The sequence below is a fragment of the Nocardioides sp. dk884 genome (assembly GCF_009557055.1).
Lineage (GTDB): Bacteria > Actinomycetota > Actinomycetes > Propionibacteriales > Nocardioidaceae > Nocardioides.
In genome coordinates this window covers 48616-66958 of record NZ_CP045649.1, presented here as the reverse complement: position 1 = coordinate 66958, position 18343 = coordinate 48616, and the positions used below count along the sequence as shown (strand labels likewise).

The 18343-nt window shown below is 72.5% G+C and carries 18 protein-coding genes; 4 read left to right on the top strand and 14 right to left on the bottom strand.

All coding sequences use genetic code 11. From position 1 onward, the window contains the following. The first annotated feature begins 85 nt into the window (after positions 1-85). A complete protein-coding gene (locus GFH29_RS00310; RefSeq protein ID WP_153321524.1) occupies positions 86-1570 on the top strand; it encodes a DHA2 family efflux MFS transporter permease subunit in 1485 nt (494 codons plus the stop codon). A gap of 89 nt (positions 1571-1659) precedes the next feature. Here GFH29_RS00310 and GFH29_RS00305 read toward each other — a convergent pair whose 3' ends face one another. From GFH29_RS00305 to GFH29_RS00255, 11 genes are all read right to left on the bottom strand, one after another. Continuing rightward, positions 1660-2547 (bottom strand): LLM class flavin-dependent oxidoreductase, encoded by an 888-nt coding sequence (locus GFH29_RS00305; RefSeq protein WP_153321523.1) that lies wholly within the window; start codon positions 2545-2547, stop codon positions 1660-1662. 21 nt (positions 2548-2568) lie between these two features. Continuing rightward, positions 2569-4704 (bottom strand): RecQ family ATP-dependent DNA helicase, encoded by a 2136-nt coding sequence (locus GFH29_RS00300; RefSeq protein ID WP_153321522.1) that lies wholly within the window; start codon positions 4702-4704, stop codon positions 2569-2571. 80 nt (positions 4705-4784) lie between these two features. After that, positions 4785-5165: an SHOCT domain-containing protein gene (locus GFH29_RS00295; protein ID WP_153321521.1), complete on the bottom strand. Its 381-nt coding sequence runs from the start codon at positions 5163-5165 to the stop codon at positions 4785-4787. 220 nt (positions 5166-5385) lie between these two features. Then, positions 5386-5688, bottom strand: a complete 303-nt coding sequence (locus GFH29_RS00290; RefSeq protein ID WP_153321520.1) for a DUF2470 domain-containing protein — start codon at positions 5686-5688, stop codon at positions 5386-5388. 21 nt (positions 5689-5709) lie between these two features. Further along, positions 5710-6624, bottom strand: a complete 915-nt coding sequence (locus tag GFH29_RS00285; protein WP_228387665.1) for an alpha/beta hydrolase fold domain-containing protein — start codon at positions 6622-6624, stop codon at positions 5710-5712. A gap of 29 nt (positions 6625-6653) precedes the next feature. Next, entirely contained in the window at positions 6654-7433 is a 780-nt protein-coding gene (locus GFH29_RS00280; RefSeq protein WP_228387664.1) for a 2-phosphosulfolactate phosphatase, read from the bottom strand. Continuing rightward, positions 7430-9388, bottom strand: a complete 1959-nt coding sequence (locus GFH29_RS00275; protein ID WP_153321519.1) for a M13 family metallopeptidase — start codon at positions 9386-9388, stop codon at positions 7430-7432. The genes GFH29_RS00280 and GFH29_RS00275 overlap by 4 nt, the downstream gene beginning before the upstream one ends. 75 nt (positions 9389-9463) lie before the next feature. After that, positions 9464-9808, bottom strand: coding sequence for a hypothetical protein (locus tag GFH29_RS00270; RefSeq protein WP_153321518.1), 345 nt, complete (start codon positions 9806-9808; stop codon positions 9464-9466). A gap of 93 nt (positions 9809-9901) precedes the next feature. Then, complete coding sequence (locus GFH29_RS00265; RefSeq protein WP_153321517.1) at positions 9902-10879, bottom strand: NADPH:quinone oxidoreductase family protein; 978 nt, start codon at positions 10877-10879, stop codon at positions 9902-9904. Between the two features lie 36 nt (positions 10880-10915). Then, on the bottom strand, positions 10916-12172 hold the full coding sequence (locus tag GFH29_RS00260) for a M15 family metallopeptidase (RefSeq protein WP_153321516.1): 1257 nt from the start codon (positions 12170-12172) through the stop codon (positions 10916-10918). Positions 12173-12229: 57 nt separating this feature from the next. Then, positions 12230-13510, bottom strand: a complete 1281-nt coding sequence (locus tag GFH29_RS00255) for an HNH endonuclease signature motif containing protein (RefSeq protein WP_228387921.1) — start codon at positions 13508-13510, stop codon at positions 12230-12232. Between the two features lie 291 nt (positions 13511-13801). Here GFH29_RS00255 and GFH29_RS00250 point away from each other — a divergent pair, with 291 nt between their 5' ends. Further along, positions 13802-14905 (top strand): hypothetical protein, encoded by a 1104-nt coding sequence (locus tag GFH29_RS00250; protein WP_153321514.1) that lies wholly within the window; start codon positions 13802-13804, stop codon positions 14903-14905. A 183-nt stretch (positions 14906-15088) separates the two neighbouring features. On the opposite strand, the gene GFH29_RS00245 is transcribed toward GFH29_RS00250, so the two are convergent. Beyond that, the gene (locus tag GFH29_RS00245; protein WP_153321513.1) at positions 15089-15268 is read right to left on the bottom strand and encodes a hypothetical protein; all 180 of its coding nucleotides are present in this window, start codon (positions 15266-15268) and stop codon (positions 15089-15091) included. A gap of 91 nt (positions 15269-15359) precedes the next feature. Between GFH29_RS00245 and GFH29_RS00240 the strand changes: the two genes are divergently transcribed. Further along, positions 15360-15566, top strand: coding sequence for a hypothetical protein (locus tag GFH29_RS00240; RefSeq protein WP_153321512.1), 207 nt, complete (start codon positions 15360-15362; stop codon positions 15564-15566). Between the two features lie 25 nt (positions 15567-15591). After that, complete coding sequence (locus GFH29_RS00235) at positions 15592-16254, top strand: pentapeptide repeat-containing protein (protein WP_194289046.1); 663 nt, start codon at positions 15592-15594, stop codon at positions 16252-16254. A 15-nt stretch (positions 16255-16269) separates the two neighbouring features. Here the strand turns inward: GFH29_RS00235 and GFH29_RS00230 are convergent, their stop codons facing one another. Beyond that, entirely contained in the window at positions 16270-16848 is a 579-nt protein-coding gene (locus GFH29_RS00230; RefSeq protein WP_153321510.1) for a TetR/AcrR family transcriptional regulator, read from the bottom strand. 50 nt (positions 16849-16898) lie between these two features. Next, positions 16899-18332: a fatty acid desaturase gene (locus GFH29_RS20855; protein WP_153321509.1), complete on the bottom strand. Its 1434-nt coding sequence runs from the start codon at positions 18330-18332 to the stop codon at positions 16899-16901. Positions 18333-18343 lie beyond the last annotated feature (11 nt).

The window sequence follows — 18343 nt, the reverse complement described above, 5'->3', positions numbered from 1 at the left end:
TTCCCGTTCCGGGCGTGAGAGTTCCCATGCCCGGAGCGGGGCCTCAGCCCTCGCCCTCCCCGGACGGCCCCCGTAGCCTCCCACGGTGAGCACCGACACCACCCTCGAACCCCCGTCCGGCGCGCCCGGCAAGCCCGATCGCCTCGACCGTGGCGTCCTGCTGGTCGCCGGCGTCGTCGTCCTCGGCGCCATCATGTCGATCCTCGACGTCACCGTCGTCTCGGTGGCCCTGAAGACCTTCCAGGAGGACTTCAACGCCACCACCGCGCAGGTCGCCTGGACGATGACCGCCTACACGCTGGCGCTGGCCAGCGTGATCCCCCTGACCGGCTGGGCCTCCGACCGGTTCGGCACCAAGCGGCTCTACCTCGCCGCGATCGTGCTGTTCACGGCCGGCTCCGCGCTCTGCGCCGCGGCCACCTCGCTGGAGATGCTCGTCGCGTTCCGCGTGGTCCAGGGTCTCGGCGGCGGCATGCTCGTGCCGCTGGGCATGACGATCCTGACCCGCGCCGCCGGTCCCGAGCGGATCGGCCGCGTGATGGCCGTGATGGGCATCCCGATGCTGCTCGGCCCGATCTGCGGCCCGATCGTGGGCGGTGCGCTCATCGACTCGCTCAGCTGGCACTGGATCTTCCTCATCAACGTGCCGATCGGCCTCGCCGCGGTGATCTACTCCGCCAAGGTGCTGCCGGCCGACAACCCGACCCCGTCGGAGTCCTTCGACTGGGTCGGCATGGTGCTGCTCTCCCCCGGCCTGGCGCTGTTCCTCTACGGCATCTCGATGATCCCCGAGACCGGCACCATCCAGGACGCCGAGGTCCTGGTGCCCGCGTTCATCGGCACCGTGCTGATCGTCGCGTTCGTGCCCTGGGCGCTCGCCCGCCGCAACCTGCACCCCCTGGTCGACCTGCGACTCTTCGCCAACCGCAACCTCACCGTCGCGGTGATCGCGATGTCGCTGTTCGCGATCGCCTTCTTCGGCGCCAGCCTGCTGTTCCCGCAGTACTTCCAGAGCGTGCGCGGCGAGACCGCCCTCGCCTCCGGCCTGCTGCTCGCCCCGCAGGGCGTCGGCGCGATGCTGACGATGCCGATCGCCGGCGCGCTCAGCGACCGGATCGGCCCCGGCAAGATCGTGCTGGCCGGCGTCACGACCATCGTCATCGGCATGGGCCTGTTCGCCACCCTCGACGCCACCACGTCGTACTGGTTCCTCGGCACGGCGCTGTTCATCCAGGGCCTCGGCATGGGCGCCACGATGATGCCGATCATGTCGGCGGCGCTGCAGACGCTGCGCGGCGCCACGATCGCGCGCGGCTCGACGCTGCTCAACATCATCCAGCAGGTCGCCGCCTCGATCGGTACCGCGATCTTCTCGGTGCTGCTCACCAACGGCGTGAAGAACGACGTCGACCTGATGGGCCCGAATCCCCTCGCCGACCTGGCCGGGGTCTTCAGCAGCACCTTCTGGGTGGCCACGATCATGATCCTCGTGGTCCTGGTGCCGGCGTTCCTGCTGCCGCGTCGCAAGGCGGAGATGCCGGCCGACCCGACCCTGATGGTCGGCCACTGAGCCGACCCTCGGTCCGCTCGGACCAGCGACGCCACGAGGCGGTCACCCTGCGGGGTGGCCGCCTCGCGGCGTTCCCGGGGTCGTGAGGCTCAGCCGCGCAGACCGGGCAGCACGTCGCGCGCGACCGTCTCGAGGACGTCGACGCTGCCGACGTACGTCGTGTCCGGGCGCGGCCAGTGGGTGACCAGGTCGGTGAAGCCGAGCTCGCCCAGCCGTCCGGCCAGGTCGGTGAAGAAGCCGACGCTCGACAGCGCGTAGCGGCCCGCGTCGGACAGGTGCGGGGAGGCGTCGGTGATCACGTAGCGGCGCACCATCGCAGGGTCGCGCCCCGCGTCGTGCAACGCCGCGGTGAAGGTCTCCGCGCACCGCGCCAGGCCGGCGAACCACTCCTCGAGGTCCACCCCGCCGCCGGGCCCGGTGGTCACCCAAGCGTCGCCCGAGCGCGCGGCCAGGCGCAGCGAGCGCGGGCCGTTGGCCGCGAGGAGGTACGGCGTGCGGTCCAGGCCCCCGACGGTGCGCGCCTCCTCGGTGGAGAACCACCGACCGCGCGTGGTGACCCGGTCGCCCTCGCGCAGCCGGGTCAGCACCTCCACGAACTCGTGGAAGCGGTCCACCCGCTCGCGCACGCGCATCGGGGCGCCGCCGAGCACCCGGGAGTCGACGTCGCCGCCGGCGCCCAGGCCGAGCACGAACCGGCCGTCGGAGACGTCCTCGAGCATCTGGGCGTCGCGGAAGAGCTGGTAGGGGTGGCGGAAGTTGGGCGAGGACACCAGGCTGCCGAGCGTGATCGTGGAGGTCACGCCCGCGGCCGCGGCGAGCAGCGGGGTCGCGCCACCCCAGCGGGCGTCCGGCAGCCCACCCCAGACCAGGTGGTCGTAGGTCCAGGCGTGGTCGAAGCCCATCTCCTCGGTGGCGCGCCAGCGGTGCCGCGCCTCCGCCCAGGGGACGTCGGGCAGGAGGGCGAGGCCGATGCGCATGGACCGAGCCTAGGACTCCCCCTAGGACTCCGTGCCGAGCGCCAGCGGGTGCACGGCCCCGGCGCCCGCCTGGCGCAGCGCCCGACCCGCCACCGTCATCGTCCAGCCGGTCACCACCAGGTCGTCGACCAGCAGCACCGAGCCGCCGGCCAGCGCCCCCTGGAACACCGTGGGGTCCTCCAGCACGAGCTCGTAGCGACGCGCGACCGCGGCGACCCGCTGCGCGGAGTTCATCGCCCCCTGGCGCGGGCCGATCGCCGGCTCGGCGATCGCGAAGCGGCCCACGATCGGGACCCGCAGGTAGCGCGAGAGCCCGGAGGCGAGGTCGCGCACCAGCCCGGGGCGGGTGGCGGAGTCGAGGTGGACGATCGCGTCCACCCGCGGGCGCCAGTCGCCGAGGACCTCGACGACCGCGCGCACCAGCGGCACCGGCACCGGCCCGTCGTGGGCGCCCTGCTCGGGGTCGACGCGGAACAGGTCGCGCAGCGACTGCCCGTGACCGAGGTCGGTGAGCCGGGCCACCACCCGGCCGGGCTCGGGGCCGTCGGCGATCTTGCCCTTCCAGTCCAGGCCGAGGTTGGCCAGCGCGGTCGGCCACATCTTGCGCGGCTCGAGCACCACGCCGGGGCGCGAGAGCCGCGCCTCCGCCTCGGCGACAGCGGTCTCGGAGACCTCCGCGGAGACCGTGAAGCCGCCGCAGTTGTCGCAGCGCCCGCACGGCGCCGCGTCGGGATCGTCGAGCTGGGCCCGCAGGAACTCCATGCGGCACCGGTCGGTGGAGATGTAGTCGAGCATCGCGCGCTGCTCGCGCTCGCGGGCCTCCGCGACCCGGCGGTAGCGCTCGGCGTCGTAGGTCCACGGCTGCCCGGTGGCCTCCCAGCCGCCCTTGACCCGGCGTACGGCGCCGTCGACGTCGAGGACCTTGAGCATCGTCTCCAGCCGGTTGCGGCTGAGCTCGACGTAGGTCTCCAGGGCGATGGTGCTCATCGGGCGACCGGCGTCGCTGAGCACCTCGAGGGTCTGGCGCACCTGGTGCTCGGGCGGAAAGGCCAGGGAGCCGAAGTAGGCCCAGATGTCGCGGTCCTCGGGCGCCGGCAGCAGCACCACCGTGGCCTCGGCGGTGCCGCGGCCCGCGCGGCCGACCTGCTGGTAGTAGGCGACCGGCGAGTTCGGGGCGCCCATGTTGACCACGAACCCCAGCGTCGCGTCGAAGCCCATGCCGAGCGCACTGGTGGCGATCAGCGCCTTGACCCGCCCGTGGATGAGGTCCTGCTCGAGGGCGTTGCGCTCGGTGGGGTCGGTCTGCCCGGAGTACGCCGCGACCGCGTGTCCGCGGCTGCGCAGGTAGTCGGCGATCTCCTGGGTGGCCGCGACGGTGAGGCAGTAGACGATGCCGCTGCCCGGCTGCTCGGCCAGGTGGTCGGCGAGCCAGGCCAGGCGTTGCTCGGGGGTGCGCAGGCGCACCACCGCCATCCGCAGCGACTCGCGGTCGAGGGTGCCACGCAGCACCAGGACGTCGCTGCCCAGCTGCTCCGCGACGTCGCCGGTGACCCGCTCGTTGGCCGTGGCGGTGGTCGCGAGCACCGGGATGCCCTCGGGCAGGTCGCCCAGGAGCGTGCGGATGCGGCGGTAGTCGGGGCGGAAGTCGTGGCCCCAGTCGGAGATGCAGTGCGCCTCGTCGATCACCAGCAGGCCGCAGGTCGCGGCCAGCCGGGGCAGCACCTCGTCGCGGAAGCCGGGGTTGTTGAGCCGCTCGGGGCTCACCAGCAGCACGTCGACCTCGCCAGCGCGCACCGCCTCGTGGATGGGGTCCCAGTCTTCGATGTTGGTGGAGTTGATCGTCACCGCGCGGATGCCGGCGCGCTCGGCGGCGGCGATCTGGTTGCGCATCAGCGCCAACAGCGGCGAGACGATCACCGTGGGCCCGGCGCCCTGCGAGCGCAGCAGCAGCGTGGAGACGAAGTAGACCGCGGACTTGCCCCACCCGGTGCGCTGCACGACCAGCGCGCGGCGCCGGTGCACCGCGAGCTCCTCGATCGCCGACCACTGGTCCTCGCGCAGCACCGCGTCCTCACGCCCGACGAGGGCGCGAAGGTGGGCCTCCGCCTGCTGGCGGACGTCGGTGGCGGCTGCCGGGGAGTCCTGGGAAACGCTCATGCGACCTGTCTACCAGCGGGTCCGGACAGTCCTGACTTCCCCTCCACCGCTTCTCCCCGGCTCCCGGCAGCCGACGGGTCTCAGGCGGCCGCGAGCGCCCGGGACTTCAGGACGTCGTACTCCTCCTCGGTGATCGCGCCGGTGTCGAGCAGCTGCTTGGCGGTGGCGATCTGCTCGGCCGGGGAGGTCCCCGCGACCGAGCGGATGTAGTTGTCGGTCGCCTGCGCGGCCTGCTCCGCCGCCTGCCGGTCGCGGCCGGCCATGCCTCGGCCCCGCACGACCAGGTAGACCAGCGCGGTGAGCGCCGGCAGCACCAGCAGCGCCAGGACCCACATCGCCTTGGCGATGCCGGAGAGGTCCCGGTCGCGGAAGAGGTCGACGACGATGTGGAACAAGATGATCAGGTAGGAGATGAAGAAGAACGACCAGACGATGAGCCAGAAGACGTCCCAGAAGTCCATGCGCGCTGTCCTTTGCGAGCCGTAGGGGTCGAGACCCTCGGCGGGCGCCGGCATCTCGAGGCCGGCGCGGGCGCGCCACCCCTCGCACGTCGTCCGGCGGACAGCGCATCCGTCGCACGACCCGCGCGGCGGCGGGTACGTCCGGATCGGTCCCGATGAGTGTAGGACGATCGCGCCCCGGCGAGCCCTGCGCGAGTCGGCGCGTGGCGGCGGCAGGCGCTCAGTGCTCCGGGCGGCGCTCCACCCCGAGGCGCGCGCACGCGGCGTCGTACAACGCGACGACCTCGCGGCGGATCTCGGCGCGCTCGGTGATCGGCGCCCCCGGCCACGGCACCCGCACGTCCTGCTCGCCGGCCGGGGTGGTCGCCCGGAAGTGACCGCTGTCGCCGTCGGCGCCGGTCATCACGGCGGCACTCGCCTCGGGCAGCGCGAAGGCGCGCACGATCAGCAGGCTGTCATCGGTGTGGTCGTCGTTCATGTGGCGGCAGACGGCCTCGACGACCTCGGCGGGGAAGGTGCTCACGGCCCGGATTCTAGGCGGGTCCTACGCGGGCGCGACGGCCAGGGAGCCGACCGCTCGGCGTACGAGCTCCCGGCGCGCGGCCCGGCCCTCGGGCACGGGCAGGAGCGGGTGGACGTGGATGGCGCCCGGCTCCTCGTGCAGTCGTACGGCGACCTCCGCGGCGCGCAGCCGCTCGGCCAGCAGGCGGGTGTCGGGCAGCGTGATGTCGCGCGTGCCGACCCACAGCTCGACCGGCGGCAGCGCGGCCAGGGCCTCGTCGGTGGCCAGCACCGGGCTCACCCGCGGGTCCGTGAGCGGCAGCCCGCCGGCCCAGGACCGGGCCACGGCGTGCAACGCCGGCCGCGCCAGCCAGGGGTCGTGCGGCTCGACGGCGTCGATGCCGGGGTTGGCCATCCGCAGGTCGAGCCAGGGCGCCATCAGGGTGAGGCCGCGCAGCAGTCCGGGCGCGGCCGGGCGGTGGTGCAGGGCCAGCGCGAGTGCCAGACCGGCGCCGGCGGAGTCGCCGGCGAGGTGCACCGGGCGGTCCTCGCCGAGCAGACCTCCCAGCGCCGCACCGGTCAGGCGCAGCGCGTCGGCGGCGTGGTGCTGCGGCGCCAGCCCGTAGATCGGCACCACCACCTCGACGCCGGGTCCCGGCGCGGTCGCCAGGTCCGCGACGAGCGACCAGTGCTGGCGCACGATCTCGCTCACGTAGGCACCGCCGTGCAGGTAGACCAGTGCCGGCGCTCCCGGCGCGGTCCCGGGCGCCCGCACCCGGTGCACGTCGTAGCCCTCCACGACGTCGGTCTCCACGACGCAGCGACGACGCAGCCACGCGGGCGGGTCAGCGGGCCCCTTGGGCCGCGCGAGCAGCGCCGGGCCGCCGTCGGGGTCGGCGAAGCGCCGCTTGCGCGTGGCGCGCATCAGCGCGCCCACGGTCCTCATCTGCCACGACACGCAGGCAGCGTACGGGGCGGCACCGGGGCTCAGGGGGCGAAGGACTCGCCGCGCAGCCGGGGGACCACGCGGCTGCCGGTGCCGGCGGCGATCTCGACGTCGCGGGCGAAGCCCCGGTCGCAGAGCTCGCGCCCGCTCGCGCAGTCGAGCAGGTCACGGCGCAGCGTGCCCGCCACCGCGTCGTACGCCGAGGCCGCGACGCGCGCCTCGACGCTGAGGTCGTCCACCCCGCGCGCGGTCAGCTTCCGCAGCACGGCCCCCGCACCCCAGAGGTCCTCGACCGCGGGGCGCAGCGAGCGGTCCGGCCAGCGCTCGCCGGCCGCGACGAGGGTCACCGTGCGCCCGGCCGCCACCTCCTCGCGCACCGCGTCGGCGACCGCGTCAGCGTTGCGCAGCGAGGCGGCGAGGACGGTGCTGCCCGGCCGGGCGGCGGCCAGGGCGAAGCAGATCGAGGAGCCGTTCGGGGAGGGCAGCACCAGCCGGTGCATGCCGAGATCGGCGCTGGACAGCGAGCTCGGCGACAGGCTGACCTCACCGGGCAGCGCCCGCCCCCGCCCGACCGCCAGCATGGCGCCGCGGGTCAGCGCATAGTTGGTCGCGCGCAGGTCGTTCGAGCCGAACGGAAAGACCTCGATCCCGTGCTCGAGCGCGAGGGTGAGCGTGGTGGTGAACGAGAGCACGTCCACCACCACCGTCACGTCGGTGTCCTGGGCGAGCGCCCCGGGCAGACCCCAGTCGAAGCGGACGGCCTGGCGCTGGGTGTGCGCCGGCTGCGTCCCGCCTCGCAGGCCCGGGGAGCCGCGGCTCACCAGATGCGCACCCGCGCCTCGGGCTCGAGCCACAGGCCGTCCCCAGGACGGGTCTCGAACACCTCGTGGAACTCGTCGAGGTTGCGCACGATGTTGGCGCGGAACTCCGGCGGGCTGTGCGGGTCGACGGTGAGGTACTGCTGCTCCTGCTCGCGGCGGCGCTTGGTGCGCCACACGAAGGCCCAGTTGGAGAACAGCGTGCGCCGGTCCTCCACCGAGGCGCTGCCGCCCTGGGAGATCAGGTAGGCGCGGTGCGCGATGGTCAGGCCACCGAGGTCGCCGATGTTCTCCCCGACGGTCAGCGCGCCGTTGACCTTCTCGCCGGGCAGGCTGCGCGGGGAGAACCCGTCGTACTGCTCGATGAGCGCCTTGGTCTTGACCTCGAACGCGGCCTTGTCGGCGGGGGTCCACCAGTCCTCGAGGTTGCCCAGCGGGTCGTACTGCGCGCCCTGGTCGTCGAAGCCGTGGCCGATCTCGTGGCCGATGACCGCGCCGATGCCGCCGTAGTTCTCCGCGGGGTGGGCGTCGGGGCTGAAGAACGGCTTCTGCAGGATGCCGGCGGGGAAGCAGATCTCGTTGGTGCCGGGGTTGTAGTAGGCGTTGACGGTCTGCGGGAGCATGAACCACTCGTCGCGGTCGACGGGGCTGCCGATCTTGGCCAGCTGGCGGTCGGTCTCGAACGCGGAGACCGCCGCGACGTTGCCGAGCAGGTCGTCGCGGGTCACCGTGAGCGCGCTGTAGTCGCGGAACTTCTCGGGGTAGCCGATCTTGGGCCGGAAGGTGTCGAGCTTGGCGAAGGCCCGCTGCTTGGTCTCCTCGGTCATCCAGTCGAGCTCGGTGATCGAGCGGCGGTAGGCCTCGATCAGGTTGGCGACCAGCTCGTCCATCATCGCCTTGGCGCGCGGCGGGAAGTGGCGCGCGACGTACTCGCGGCCCACGGCCTCGCCCACCGCGCCCTCGACGAGCGAGACGCCGCGCTTCCAGCGCGCGCGCAGCTCGGGGGTGCCGTTGAGGGTGCGGCCGTAGAAGTCGAAGTTGGTCTCGACGAAGTCGTCGGTGAGGTACGGCGCGACCGAGCGCAGCACCCGGGTGGTCAGCCAGGCCTGCCAGTCGGCGAGCGGGACCTCGCTGAGCAGACCGGAGAGGTGGGCGAAGAACGACGGCTGGCGCACGATCACCTCGGCGACCGTCTGGTCGTCACCGCCGAGGTTGGTGATGTAGGAGTCCCAGTCGAACGCCGGGCAGAGCTCCTTGAGCTCGGCCTCGCCGAGCAGGTTGTAGGTCTTCTGCACGTCGCGGGTCTCGGCGCGCTCCCAGTGGCCGGCGGCCAGCCGGGTGTCGAGCTCGAGGGTGGTGCGCGCGGCGCCCTCGGGGTCGGCGTGGCCGGCAAGGCTCAGCAGCCGGGTGAGGTAGTCGACGTACGTCGCGCGGATCTCGGCGAACTTGTCCTCGCGGTAGTAGGACTCATCGGGGAGGCCCAGGCCGCCCTGGCTGAGGTGGAACAGGTAGCGCTCGGAGTTGCGAGCGTCGGTGCTGACGTAGGAGCCGAACAGGCCGTGCCCGCCGAGGCGCTCCAGCTCGCCGAGCAGCGGGGCGACGTCGCGGACCTCGCGCAGCGAGGCGACGGCATCGAGCAGCGGCTGGGCCGGGGCGAGACCGAGGGCGTCGATGCGCTCGGTGTCCATGAAGGAGGCGAACAGGTCGCCGATCTTGCGGGCGTCCTCGGCCGCGCTGGCGTCAGCGGCGCTCGGGGCGCCGCCGGCGGCGAGGTGCTCGATGATCTCGCGCACGTGGGTCTCGGCCGCGTCGGCCAGCTGCACGAACGGCCCCCAGCTCGAGCGGTCCGCAGGGATCTCGGTCTCCTCCAGCCAGCGTCCGTTGACGTGGCCGAAGAGGTCGTCCTGGGGCCGGATGTCGGGGTTCATGCCCGGGCGGGCGTCGTCGAGGATGCTCACCCCGACGACGATAGCCGCGGCCCCCGACACATCGCCGGGGGCCGGTCGCTCGGGTCGCTCAGTGCTGGTGGTCGCTCAGTGCTGGTGGCCCTCGTGGCCGTGGTCGTGGTCGTGCGGCTCGGCGCGCTCGATCGCGTCGAGGCGACCGCGCATCAGCGCGAGGACGTCCTCGACGCTGGAGCCGTCGCGGCGGGCGACCTCGTCGACGAGCTCGCGCACGACGGCGAGCACGCCGCCCATGAGCGGGGAGATGTCGAGCTCGAGCTCGCCCTCCTCCTCGTCCATCGTGACCTCGATGGCCTCGATCTCGAGCAGCTTGCCGAACGCGGCCTCCATGGCCTCGCCCGTCTCCACGTCGGCGGCGGTGATGCCGTCGAGGATGATGTGGCCGGCCTGGCGGGTGATGTCGTCGATGCTCATGGCGCAATCCTGCCCCGCCCGACCTGAACCGGCCGCCACGGGGGCGGGCCGCGGACCTGACTCAGTCGACCGGGGGCTCGGCGCGCCCGGGGCTCAGCGGACGCGCACGACCGACTTGCCCAGCGTGCGCCGCTCGTCCATGTCGATGAGCGCGCGCCCGAAGTCCTCGAGCGGGTACGTCGTGCCCACCGGCGGGCGCACCGCGCCGCTGGCGATCATCGGCACCAGCGCCGCCCACTGCTGCTGCAGGTAGCCCGCGCGCGCCATCGCGTAGGCGCCCCAGCCGACGCCGCGGACGTCGACGTTGTTGAGCAGCAGCCGGTTGACCTTCACCTGCGGGATCCCCTGGCCGGAGGCGAACCCGACGACCAGGAGCCGCCCGAGCGGCGCGAGCACCCGCAGCGAGTCGGTGAAGGCGTCGCCGCCCACCGGGTCGAGCACGACGTCGACGCCGCGTCCCCCGGTCAGCTCGCCTACCGCCTCCCGGAACCCCTCGAGCAGCACCACGTCGTCGGCGCCCGCCGCCCGGGCGAAGTCGCCCTTCTCGGGGGTGCTGACCACCGCGATCGTGCGGGCGCCCATCCCGCGGGCCACCTGGAGGGTCGCCGTACCGACCCCGCCGGCGGCGCCGTGCACCAGCACCGTCTCCCCGGCGCGCAGCCCGGCCCGCTCGTCGAGGGCGAACTGGGCGGTGAGGTAGTTCATCGGCAGCGCCGCGCCCTCGTCGTACGACAGCGCCTCGGGGAGCGCGAAGGTGAAGTCCACCGGGTTGACGACCTGCTCGGCCGCGCCGCCGTACCCGCCCACCCCGGCGACCCGGTCACCGACCGCGAAACGCTCCTCCGCGCCCGGGCCGAGCGCGGCCACGGTGCCCGCGAAGTCGACGCCGAGGGTGAACGGCGGCTCGGGGCGCAGCTGGTACTCCCCGCGGCTCAGCAGCAGGTCGGGGAAGGAGACCCCGACGCTGTGCACGTCGACGAGCACCTCCCCGGGCCCGGCCTTCGGCTCGGGTACGTCGCGCAGCTCGATGTCGGTGGGACCGGTGGTGGTGATGACCTGGACGGCTCGCATGTGACGCACGCTACCCAGCCGGAGCGCCCGCGACGCTCAATCCGGGTCGACCAGCCGGGCGAGCTCGAAGTGCATCGGGTCGGTCCAGCGCCAGTCGCCGCCCCAGGCGAAGCCCCACTTCTGGAAGATCGCGACGACGCCGCGGTGCAGCTCGCCGGCGGTGCCGCGCTGGTTGCCGGGGACGTTGATGTCGAAGGCGAGGCCGAAGGAGTGGTTGGACAGCGTCGTCGTGCCGGCGATGAAGCGGGGGTAGTAGCACCCGGCGTACTCCTCGGGGTGGATCTCGCCCGCCAACCCGCTGGCCACGACCTCCTCGAGCGCCGCGCGCAGCTGGGGGAAGATCGCCCGGTTGCAGGTCATCGTCCCGAGGATCGGCACCGCCTCGGTGCTGATGTGGCTGGCCACCCAGGCCGGGTCGGGCGCGATCCGGCCGCCGCCGAGAGTGCGGTAGCTGAAGGACCCGACCGCGTCGGCGACGGTGCCGACCACGACCGCTGTCTGTACGGCGTCGGGGTCCAGGCCGAGGCGGGTCGCGATGTCGAGGAGCTGCACGGAGGCGTTGGCGCCGAGGATCCGCTTGACCGGCCCGCGGATCGCCTGCGGGGCGGTGATCGTCGTGGAGACCACGAGGGCGTTGCCCGGCTCCATGCCGAGCTCCTCGGCCCAGCGCTCGTTGACCACCGCATCGATCGTCGGCACCTGCGGCGCCCACGCCCCGACGTGGGCGCTGGGCGAGCCCTCCTCGCTGCCGAGGCGCACGAAGTCCTGCTCGTCGAGGGGCAGCCGCGCCTGCAGTGCCGGGCGCACCGCGATCTCGCCGCCGGCCACCCGGTCCCAGACCGCCTGCTCCTCCGCGGTCGCGAGCCCGGTGAAGCGGCGATAGCCCGCCGCGTCGACCGCGGCCACCGACAGCACCCGGTCCTCGACGCTCACCAGCGCCACCGACAACGGCTCCACCGCCGTCACGCCCGGCAGCCGGCGGATCCGCTGCACCGTCTCGCGCGGGATCGTCTCCTCGGTGGAGATCAGGATGTCGGCGGAGAGCAGCCGCTCGCGCAGCGGACCGGGCCGCTCCACGGCGTACTCGGCGAACGGGTTGTCCGCGGTGGAGGCCGCGGAGGTGTCGGGGCTCTTCGGATCCTGGTCGTCGACGGTGGGTGCGGACCCCGATCCGCGCTCGGCCGCGGGCGGCCCGGAGCCCTCGGGGCTCTCGGACGGCGACTCCGCGCACGCTGCGGCCAAGGCCAGCACGCCGGCCATGCCGCCGGCGGCGAGTGTCTGCCGCAGTCCCATCGTCGTACCCCCGTCCGACCCATGCTGTGTTGGCATCCGACGGTAGCCGCCGAGACCTCACGTCCGCCGCGCGAACCGTACGTCGCCGCTGGCCAGCCGTTCGGTGGTGTACGTCGGGTCGTGGGCGCGCTGGTGGTGCCACAGGCACAGGAACTCGAGGTCGTCGAGGTCGGTCGTGCCGCCGCGGGACCAGGGGTCGCGGCGGTGATGGGCCTCGCACCAGGTGGCCGGGATCGTGCAGCCCTCACCGGCACAGGTGTGGCGGCGCAGGAGCGCGGCCCGGCGTTGGGCGGGGCTGAAGAGCCGGCTGCTGCGACCGAGGTCAAGCACCTCGCTGCGGCTGCCGAGCACGGCCGGGACGATCCCGGCGTGACAGGCGAGGCGGCGTACCTCCCCGACGCTGACCGGGGTCTCGCGGTCGCCGCTGGTCGCAAGGGTGCCGTGCCCGAGGCCGCTGCGCAGGGCCTCCAGGTCGATGGTGATGACGATCTGGGTGGACGCGCCACCGTGGACGGGAAGCCGCGCCGGGTCGACGGACTCCAGCAGGGAGCAGAAGGCCAGGCCCATGAGGCGTTCCTGGGTCAGCCGCGCGCCGGTGGCCGGGTCGCGTCCACTGATGTCGCCGCTGGACCCGGCGTGCCGCGGCGAGGCCCAGGCCTCCAGCAGGGTGCGCAGGCGTGAGGCGACCGCGTCGGGGACCCGGGCCTTGACGTCGCTCGCACCGTCGCCGCGGGGGTGGATGGTGAGACGGGTGGCGTTGTTGGCGCGCCGCTGGGCGCGCTCCAGGGCCTGGCGCTCGAGCTCGTCGTAGTGCTCGGGGGCCACCACCTCGAGGATGCGGCTGGCGAGCAGCTCGAGCTTGCGCGGCTCGTAGGTCTCCGCGAGCGCCACCAGGTGGGCCTCCGCACGGTCGAGCACGTCGGCGTCCACCTCGTCGGTCGGCAGGTCGTCGAGCGCCTTCACGATGACGTGGGCCTGCTCGACGCGCATGCGACCGTCGGCCAGCGCCTCTCCCACCCGCCCCCAGCGCTGCGAGACCGCCGAGGCCAGCAGCTCGGCCCGCCGCGCGGCGCCGTACCCGGTCAACGTGCGCGAGGCCAGCCAGGCCGCCGCCGTGCGCGCCCCGTCGTCCTGCGCCAGCCCACCGGGACCGCCGGCGGCGTCGATGACCCTCATCCGCAGCTCCTCGAGCTGGCCGCTGAGCCGGGTGAGCTCGACCAGCGCGTCACGGTGCGCCGCGGCGGGCAGGTACGCCGCGTCGACGTCGCGCACGGCCGCCAGCGACGCGGCCATCTCGGCCACGCACCGGCTCACCGGGTGCTCCGCCACCGCCTGCATGCTCACGGTCGTCTCCCTGCGTCGACTGAGGTCTAGTCAAGCAGTGACCACCGACACTTCTGCGCGAGTCGAAAGCGCCCGGCCGGTGCTCGGGAAGACGCCAATCCACCCACTCTGGGCTGGCAGCAACACAAGCTGGCCGAGTCCGACCTCGTCACGGCCAGCACTTCAGCGACCATCCTCGCGAACAAGCTCAAACTTCCCGGCGATGCTCCAGGGTCCGCCCCCGATTTGGTGGGCGCCATGGGCGAAGGCCGAGCGGCACGCGTCGGCAGGTGGCACCATCCGAACATGGGTGGACTTCTCGCACAGATCGTGGCCTCTCGAGGCCTGCAGCCCGAGCCGGTGGCCACGGACGCCTTAGTGCACTTGTGCTCCACGTCGAAAGCGGCGGCTTCCGCCATCGCAGACCTAATAGCGGAGGTTTGTCCCGGGGTCATCACAGACGCCTTGGTCTTCACCGGTCAAGACATCGATCCGAGCACCAAGGGGCGGCCGGACATGGTGGCAGCAGACGCCCTGGGCGTGCGAATGGTCCTCGAAGCCAAGTTTGACGCTGACCTGACGCTTGCTCAGATCAGTGGCGCCTATTCAGCAAAACTCGCAACGGGCGCTCAGGCAGCGTTGGTGTTCCTGGTCCCGATGGACCGGATGCAAAACGTGTGGAACACAGTATCGGTCAATCTCGGAGGCGCGTCGTCCGCGCCGCTTCTGACACCAGATGCGGTCGACGGCGGGCAGGCTTCGATGCCACTTCCTCACTCCGGGCACGTCCTTGTCGTGGCGTCCTGGGAGTCGCTGCTCAACCGTTTGCAGGCTGCTGTCACAAAGTTCGGCGACATCGATGCCGATTCAGAGCTAGCCCAGGTTCGGGGTCTCGTGGAGTGGCGGACTCGTACAGGGTGGGTGCCCCCAGTGCCCGGAGACCTACCTCAGCGTGTTGGCCGACAACTATCGGCGCTGACGGACTTGGTTCGTACGGTCGCCAACCGAACCTCGACCGGTAAGACCAAGAACGGAAGTAGCGACGCCGGCCCAGGCAGATACGTCACGACCCCGAAAGGAAACAAGCTTTGGGTGGGTATCTGGCTGACCCAATGGGGGCACTACGGGCCTGGCCCCTTGTTCGCGCAAGCACAATCAAAGACCGCGCAGGACGTCTCACTGTTGTCCGAAGCAATGACGGCCGCCGGAATCGAGAACTATCCGCGGCCCACCGACGGTCGAGATGTACTCGTTCCGCTTGGTCTCCCCCTTGGAGCCGAGCGCGGCGCGACCGAGGATGCGGTCGCCGAACAACTTCTTGCACTGATCAAAGTCGTCGACGGAGTCGGGGTGGAAGTCGTCGAAGACCACGACACTGGTGAGGGCATGGAGACGGACGCGCCGAACTGAAACGCGACCAGGCCCCGCGCAGGTGCCAGATCGCTTGGCCATGAGTCGCCACGAACGTCGAGTGAGGATGTGCGCGTAGGCCGCCACCACGGTCGCTTGGAAGGATCGAGCCCATTCCGCCGAGATCCGGGCGACGCGATACTGCACTTCCTGGAGTCATCTCACCGCGAACGCAGTACCACCTCACCCCAACAACGGCCCGGCCCACCGCCAGTCACCATCCGGCCCGCGGTACTCGACCCGTTGCACGTCCTCGTCGAGCTCGTCCTCCTCGGCGGCCCAGCCAAGAGCCGCGGCGTGGTCGACGAACTCGCGCTCGAGCAGCGTCTCTCCCAAGCCGTCGAGGAAGCGGTAGGTCACCATCCCCGTGACGCTAGCGCCGGCACCGGCGCGACCGCCATGGCCCGCGGCCGGGAAAAGAGGTGCGCAGGCCGCCCGCACCTACTCTTGGCCGGTGTCCGAGACCCTCGACCTCCCGCTCTTCACCCTCGCCCTCCCGCTCTTCACCGCCGTCTTCGCCCTCGCCTGCGTCTGGGCGGTGTTCTGGATCATCCGGCTCGCCGTGCGGTACGGCGTGAACGACGCGATCCGCATGAACCCGGCCCTCCTTGCCGCCCGCCCGCCGGCGCCGAGCGAGCCCCAGGACCCCACCCACCGCTGAGCCACCCCCTGCCAAGGAGCGCGCGTTGCCCCCCGCCCGCAAGTCCACCCGGCCGCCCCAGATCGACGACCTCCGGCTCGGCACCCTCGCCGAGGGTGACCCCGCGGACCTGCGGCGGAACGCCGACCTGGAGTCGGTGCGGTACGCCGACCTCACCCTGCGCCACCTCGACCTGACCGGCGCCGTGCTGGCGTCCACCCAGCTGAGCAGCGTCTCCGCCGACGAGACCGACCTCAAGGGCGCCCGGCTCTCGGAGGTGCACCTGGACCGCGTCGTCATGCCGGTCGTGCGTGCCGCGCGCGGGCAGTGGCGCGACGTACGCGTGAGCGGGCGACTGGGGTCTCTGGAGGCCTACGAGTCGCAGTGGCGCTCGGTGCACTTCGTCGGGTGCAAGCTGAGCTTCGTCAACCTGCGCGGCGCCGAGTTGCTCGACGTGGCGTTCACCGACTGCCTGATCGAGGAGCTCGACCTCAGCAGCGCCAAGGCGCGGCGGGTGCGGCTCACCGACACCCGGGTGGCGCAGCTCGACGTCCGCGGCAGCACGCTGAGCGACCTCGACCTGCGCGGCGCCGACCTCGCGGTCGTCGACGGGCTGCTCGACCTGCGCGGCGCGACCGTCAGCCCGGACCAGCTCTCCCGGCTCGCGCCGGCGCTCGCCGACGCCCTAGGAATCCGCGTCGAGCGCTGAGCCGGCGGCCCAGATCTAACGGCCCGGCACCTCGGCGCCCAGCACCCGCGCGGCGACCCACGCGATCGAGTCGGCGGTGGCGGCGGGCGTACCGGAGGGCTGCATGACGTGGCTGAGCACGACCCGGACGATCATGTCGATACCGGCGTCGAGCTCGACCGGCACCAGCGCCACGTCGTACGCCGCGACCCGGAGCGCGACCACCGCCTTGGCGCCGGCGAGCAGCGACGCCGAGTGGGTGGTCAGCAGCGGCAGCAGCTCGGTGTCCGCGCCGTGGGTGGCGGAGACGACCGCGTGCAGCAGCCGGTTGTCCTGAGCGTGCTCGAGCACGCCGAGGGAGGCCGCGCGCACCGCGGCGACCAGGTCGTCGGGGTGCGCGTCGAAGGCCGCGCTGACCTCGCTGAGGAACCGCTGGAGCTCGCGCTGGACCATCGCCTCGGCCAGGCCGGCCTTGGTGCCCATCTCGTTGTGCACCGTCTGCCGGCTGACCCCGACCCGGTCGGCGAGCCGGGCCATGGTGACCTTCGCCCAGCCTTCCTCGGTCGTCATCACCACCGCAGCATCGAGGACTCGCTCGCGAGTGGTCAGGGACATGGCACCAGTCTAGGAAGAGCTCCCCCGCGCCGGCCCGGCCGCCGTACGGCTCAGCCGGTCATCGCCCGCTCGCGGGGCACGAAGTCGACCTTCTCGCGCACCCCGCAGTCCGGGCAGCACCAGTCGGCGGGGATGTCGGCCCACGCGGTGCCGGCCGCGAAGCCCTCGTGCTCGTCGCCCGCGGCGACCTCGTAGACGTACTCGCAGCTCGGGCAGGCCGCGGCGAGCACCTCGTCGGCATCGACCGCCGTCACGTCGGCGCGCGGCGCGTCGACCGTCTCCACGACCGGCGGCGGGTACGCCGCGAGCACCTGCTCGCGGCGGCGCGGGGAGATGTTGGCGCGGGTGACGTCGCCGTCGACGTGCGCGAGCACCCGGGGGTCCATCACCCGGCGCCACAGCGGCGGGACGAGCGCCAGCACGATCATCCCGGCGTACCCGGTCGGAAGCACCGGGCTCTCCTCGAAGTCGCGCAGGGTCTGATAGCGCCGGGTGGGGTTCGCGTGGTGGTCGCTGTGGCGCTGGAGGTGGTAGAGCAGCACGTTGGTGGCGATGTTGTTGGAGTTCCACGAGTGCGAGGGGTCGACGCGCTCGTAGCGCTCGCGCTTCCCGACGCCGACCTTCTGGCGCAGCATCCCGTAGTGCTCCAGGTAGTTCACGACCTCGAGCAGCGAGAAGCCGACGACGGCCTGGATCACCAGGTAGGGCAGCAGGCCCGGACCGAGCCAGACCATGACCGCGGCCCACAGCACCACCGACATCGCCCAGGCGTTGAGGACGTCGTTGCCCAGGCGGAACGGGTGCTGCTGGCGCCGTGCGTAGCGGCGCTTCTCCAGGCGCCAGGCGCTCTTGAGCGAGCCGAGCACGGTGCGCGGCCAGAACGCGTAGAAGCTCTCGCCGAGCCGGCTGCTCGCCGGGTCCTCGGGGGTCGCGACCCGCACGTGGTGGCCGCGGTTGTGCTCGATGTAGAAGTGGCCGTAGAAGCTCTGCGCCAGCGCGATCTTGGACAGCCAGCGCTCGTGGCTCTCCTTCTTGTGACCGAGCTCGTGGGCGGTGTTGATGCCGATCCCGCCGATGCAGCCGATCGAGACCGCCAGGCCGATCTTCTCCCAGGTCGCGAGGTCGCCCTGACCGAGGAAAGGGTCGCCGCGCGCCACGAGATACATCGCGCCGAGGAAGCCGACGTACTGCACGGGGAGGAAGAGATAGGTGATCCAGCGGTAGTAGCGGTCCTGCTCCAGCTGCTCGATCACGTCGTCGGGCGGGTTGGAGCGATCCAGGCCGGTGAGCAGGTCGATCACCGGGACCACCCCGAGGATCACGATCGGCCCGATCCAGAAGAACCCGCCGAAGCCGGTGAGCCCCCAGCCGGCGTACGCCACGAACGCCAGGGAGGGCACCACCAGCCCGATGAGCCACAGGCGGCGCTTGGGGTCGCGCCACTTCTCGGTCGAGCCGGGCGGGATGGTGCTCTGGACCGTCATGGAGCCTCCTG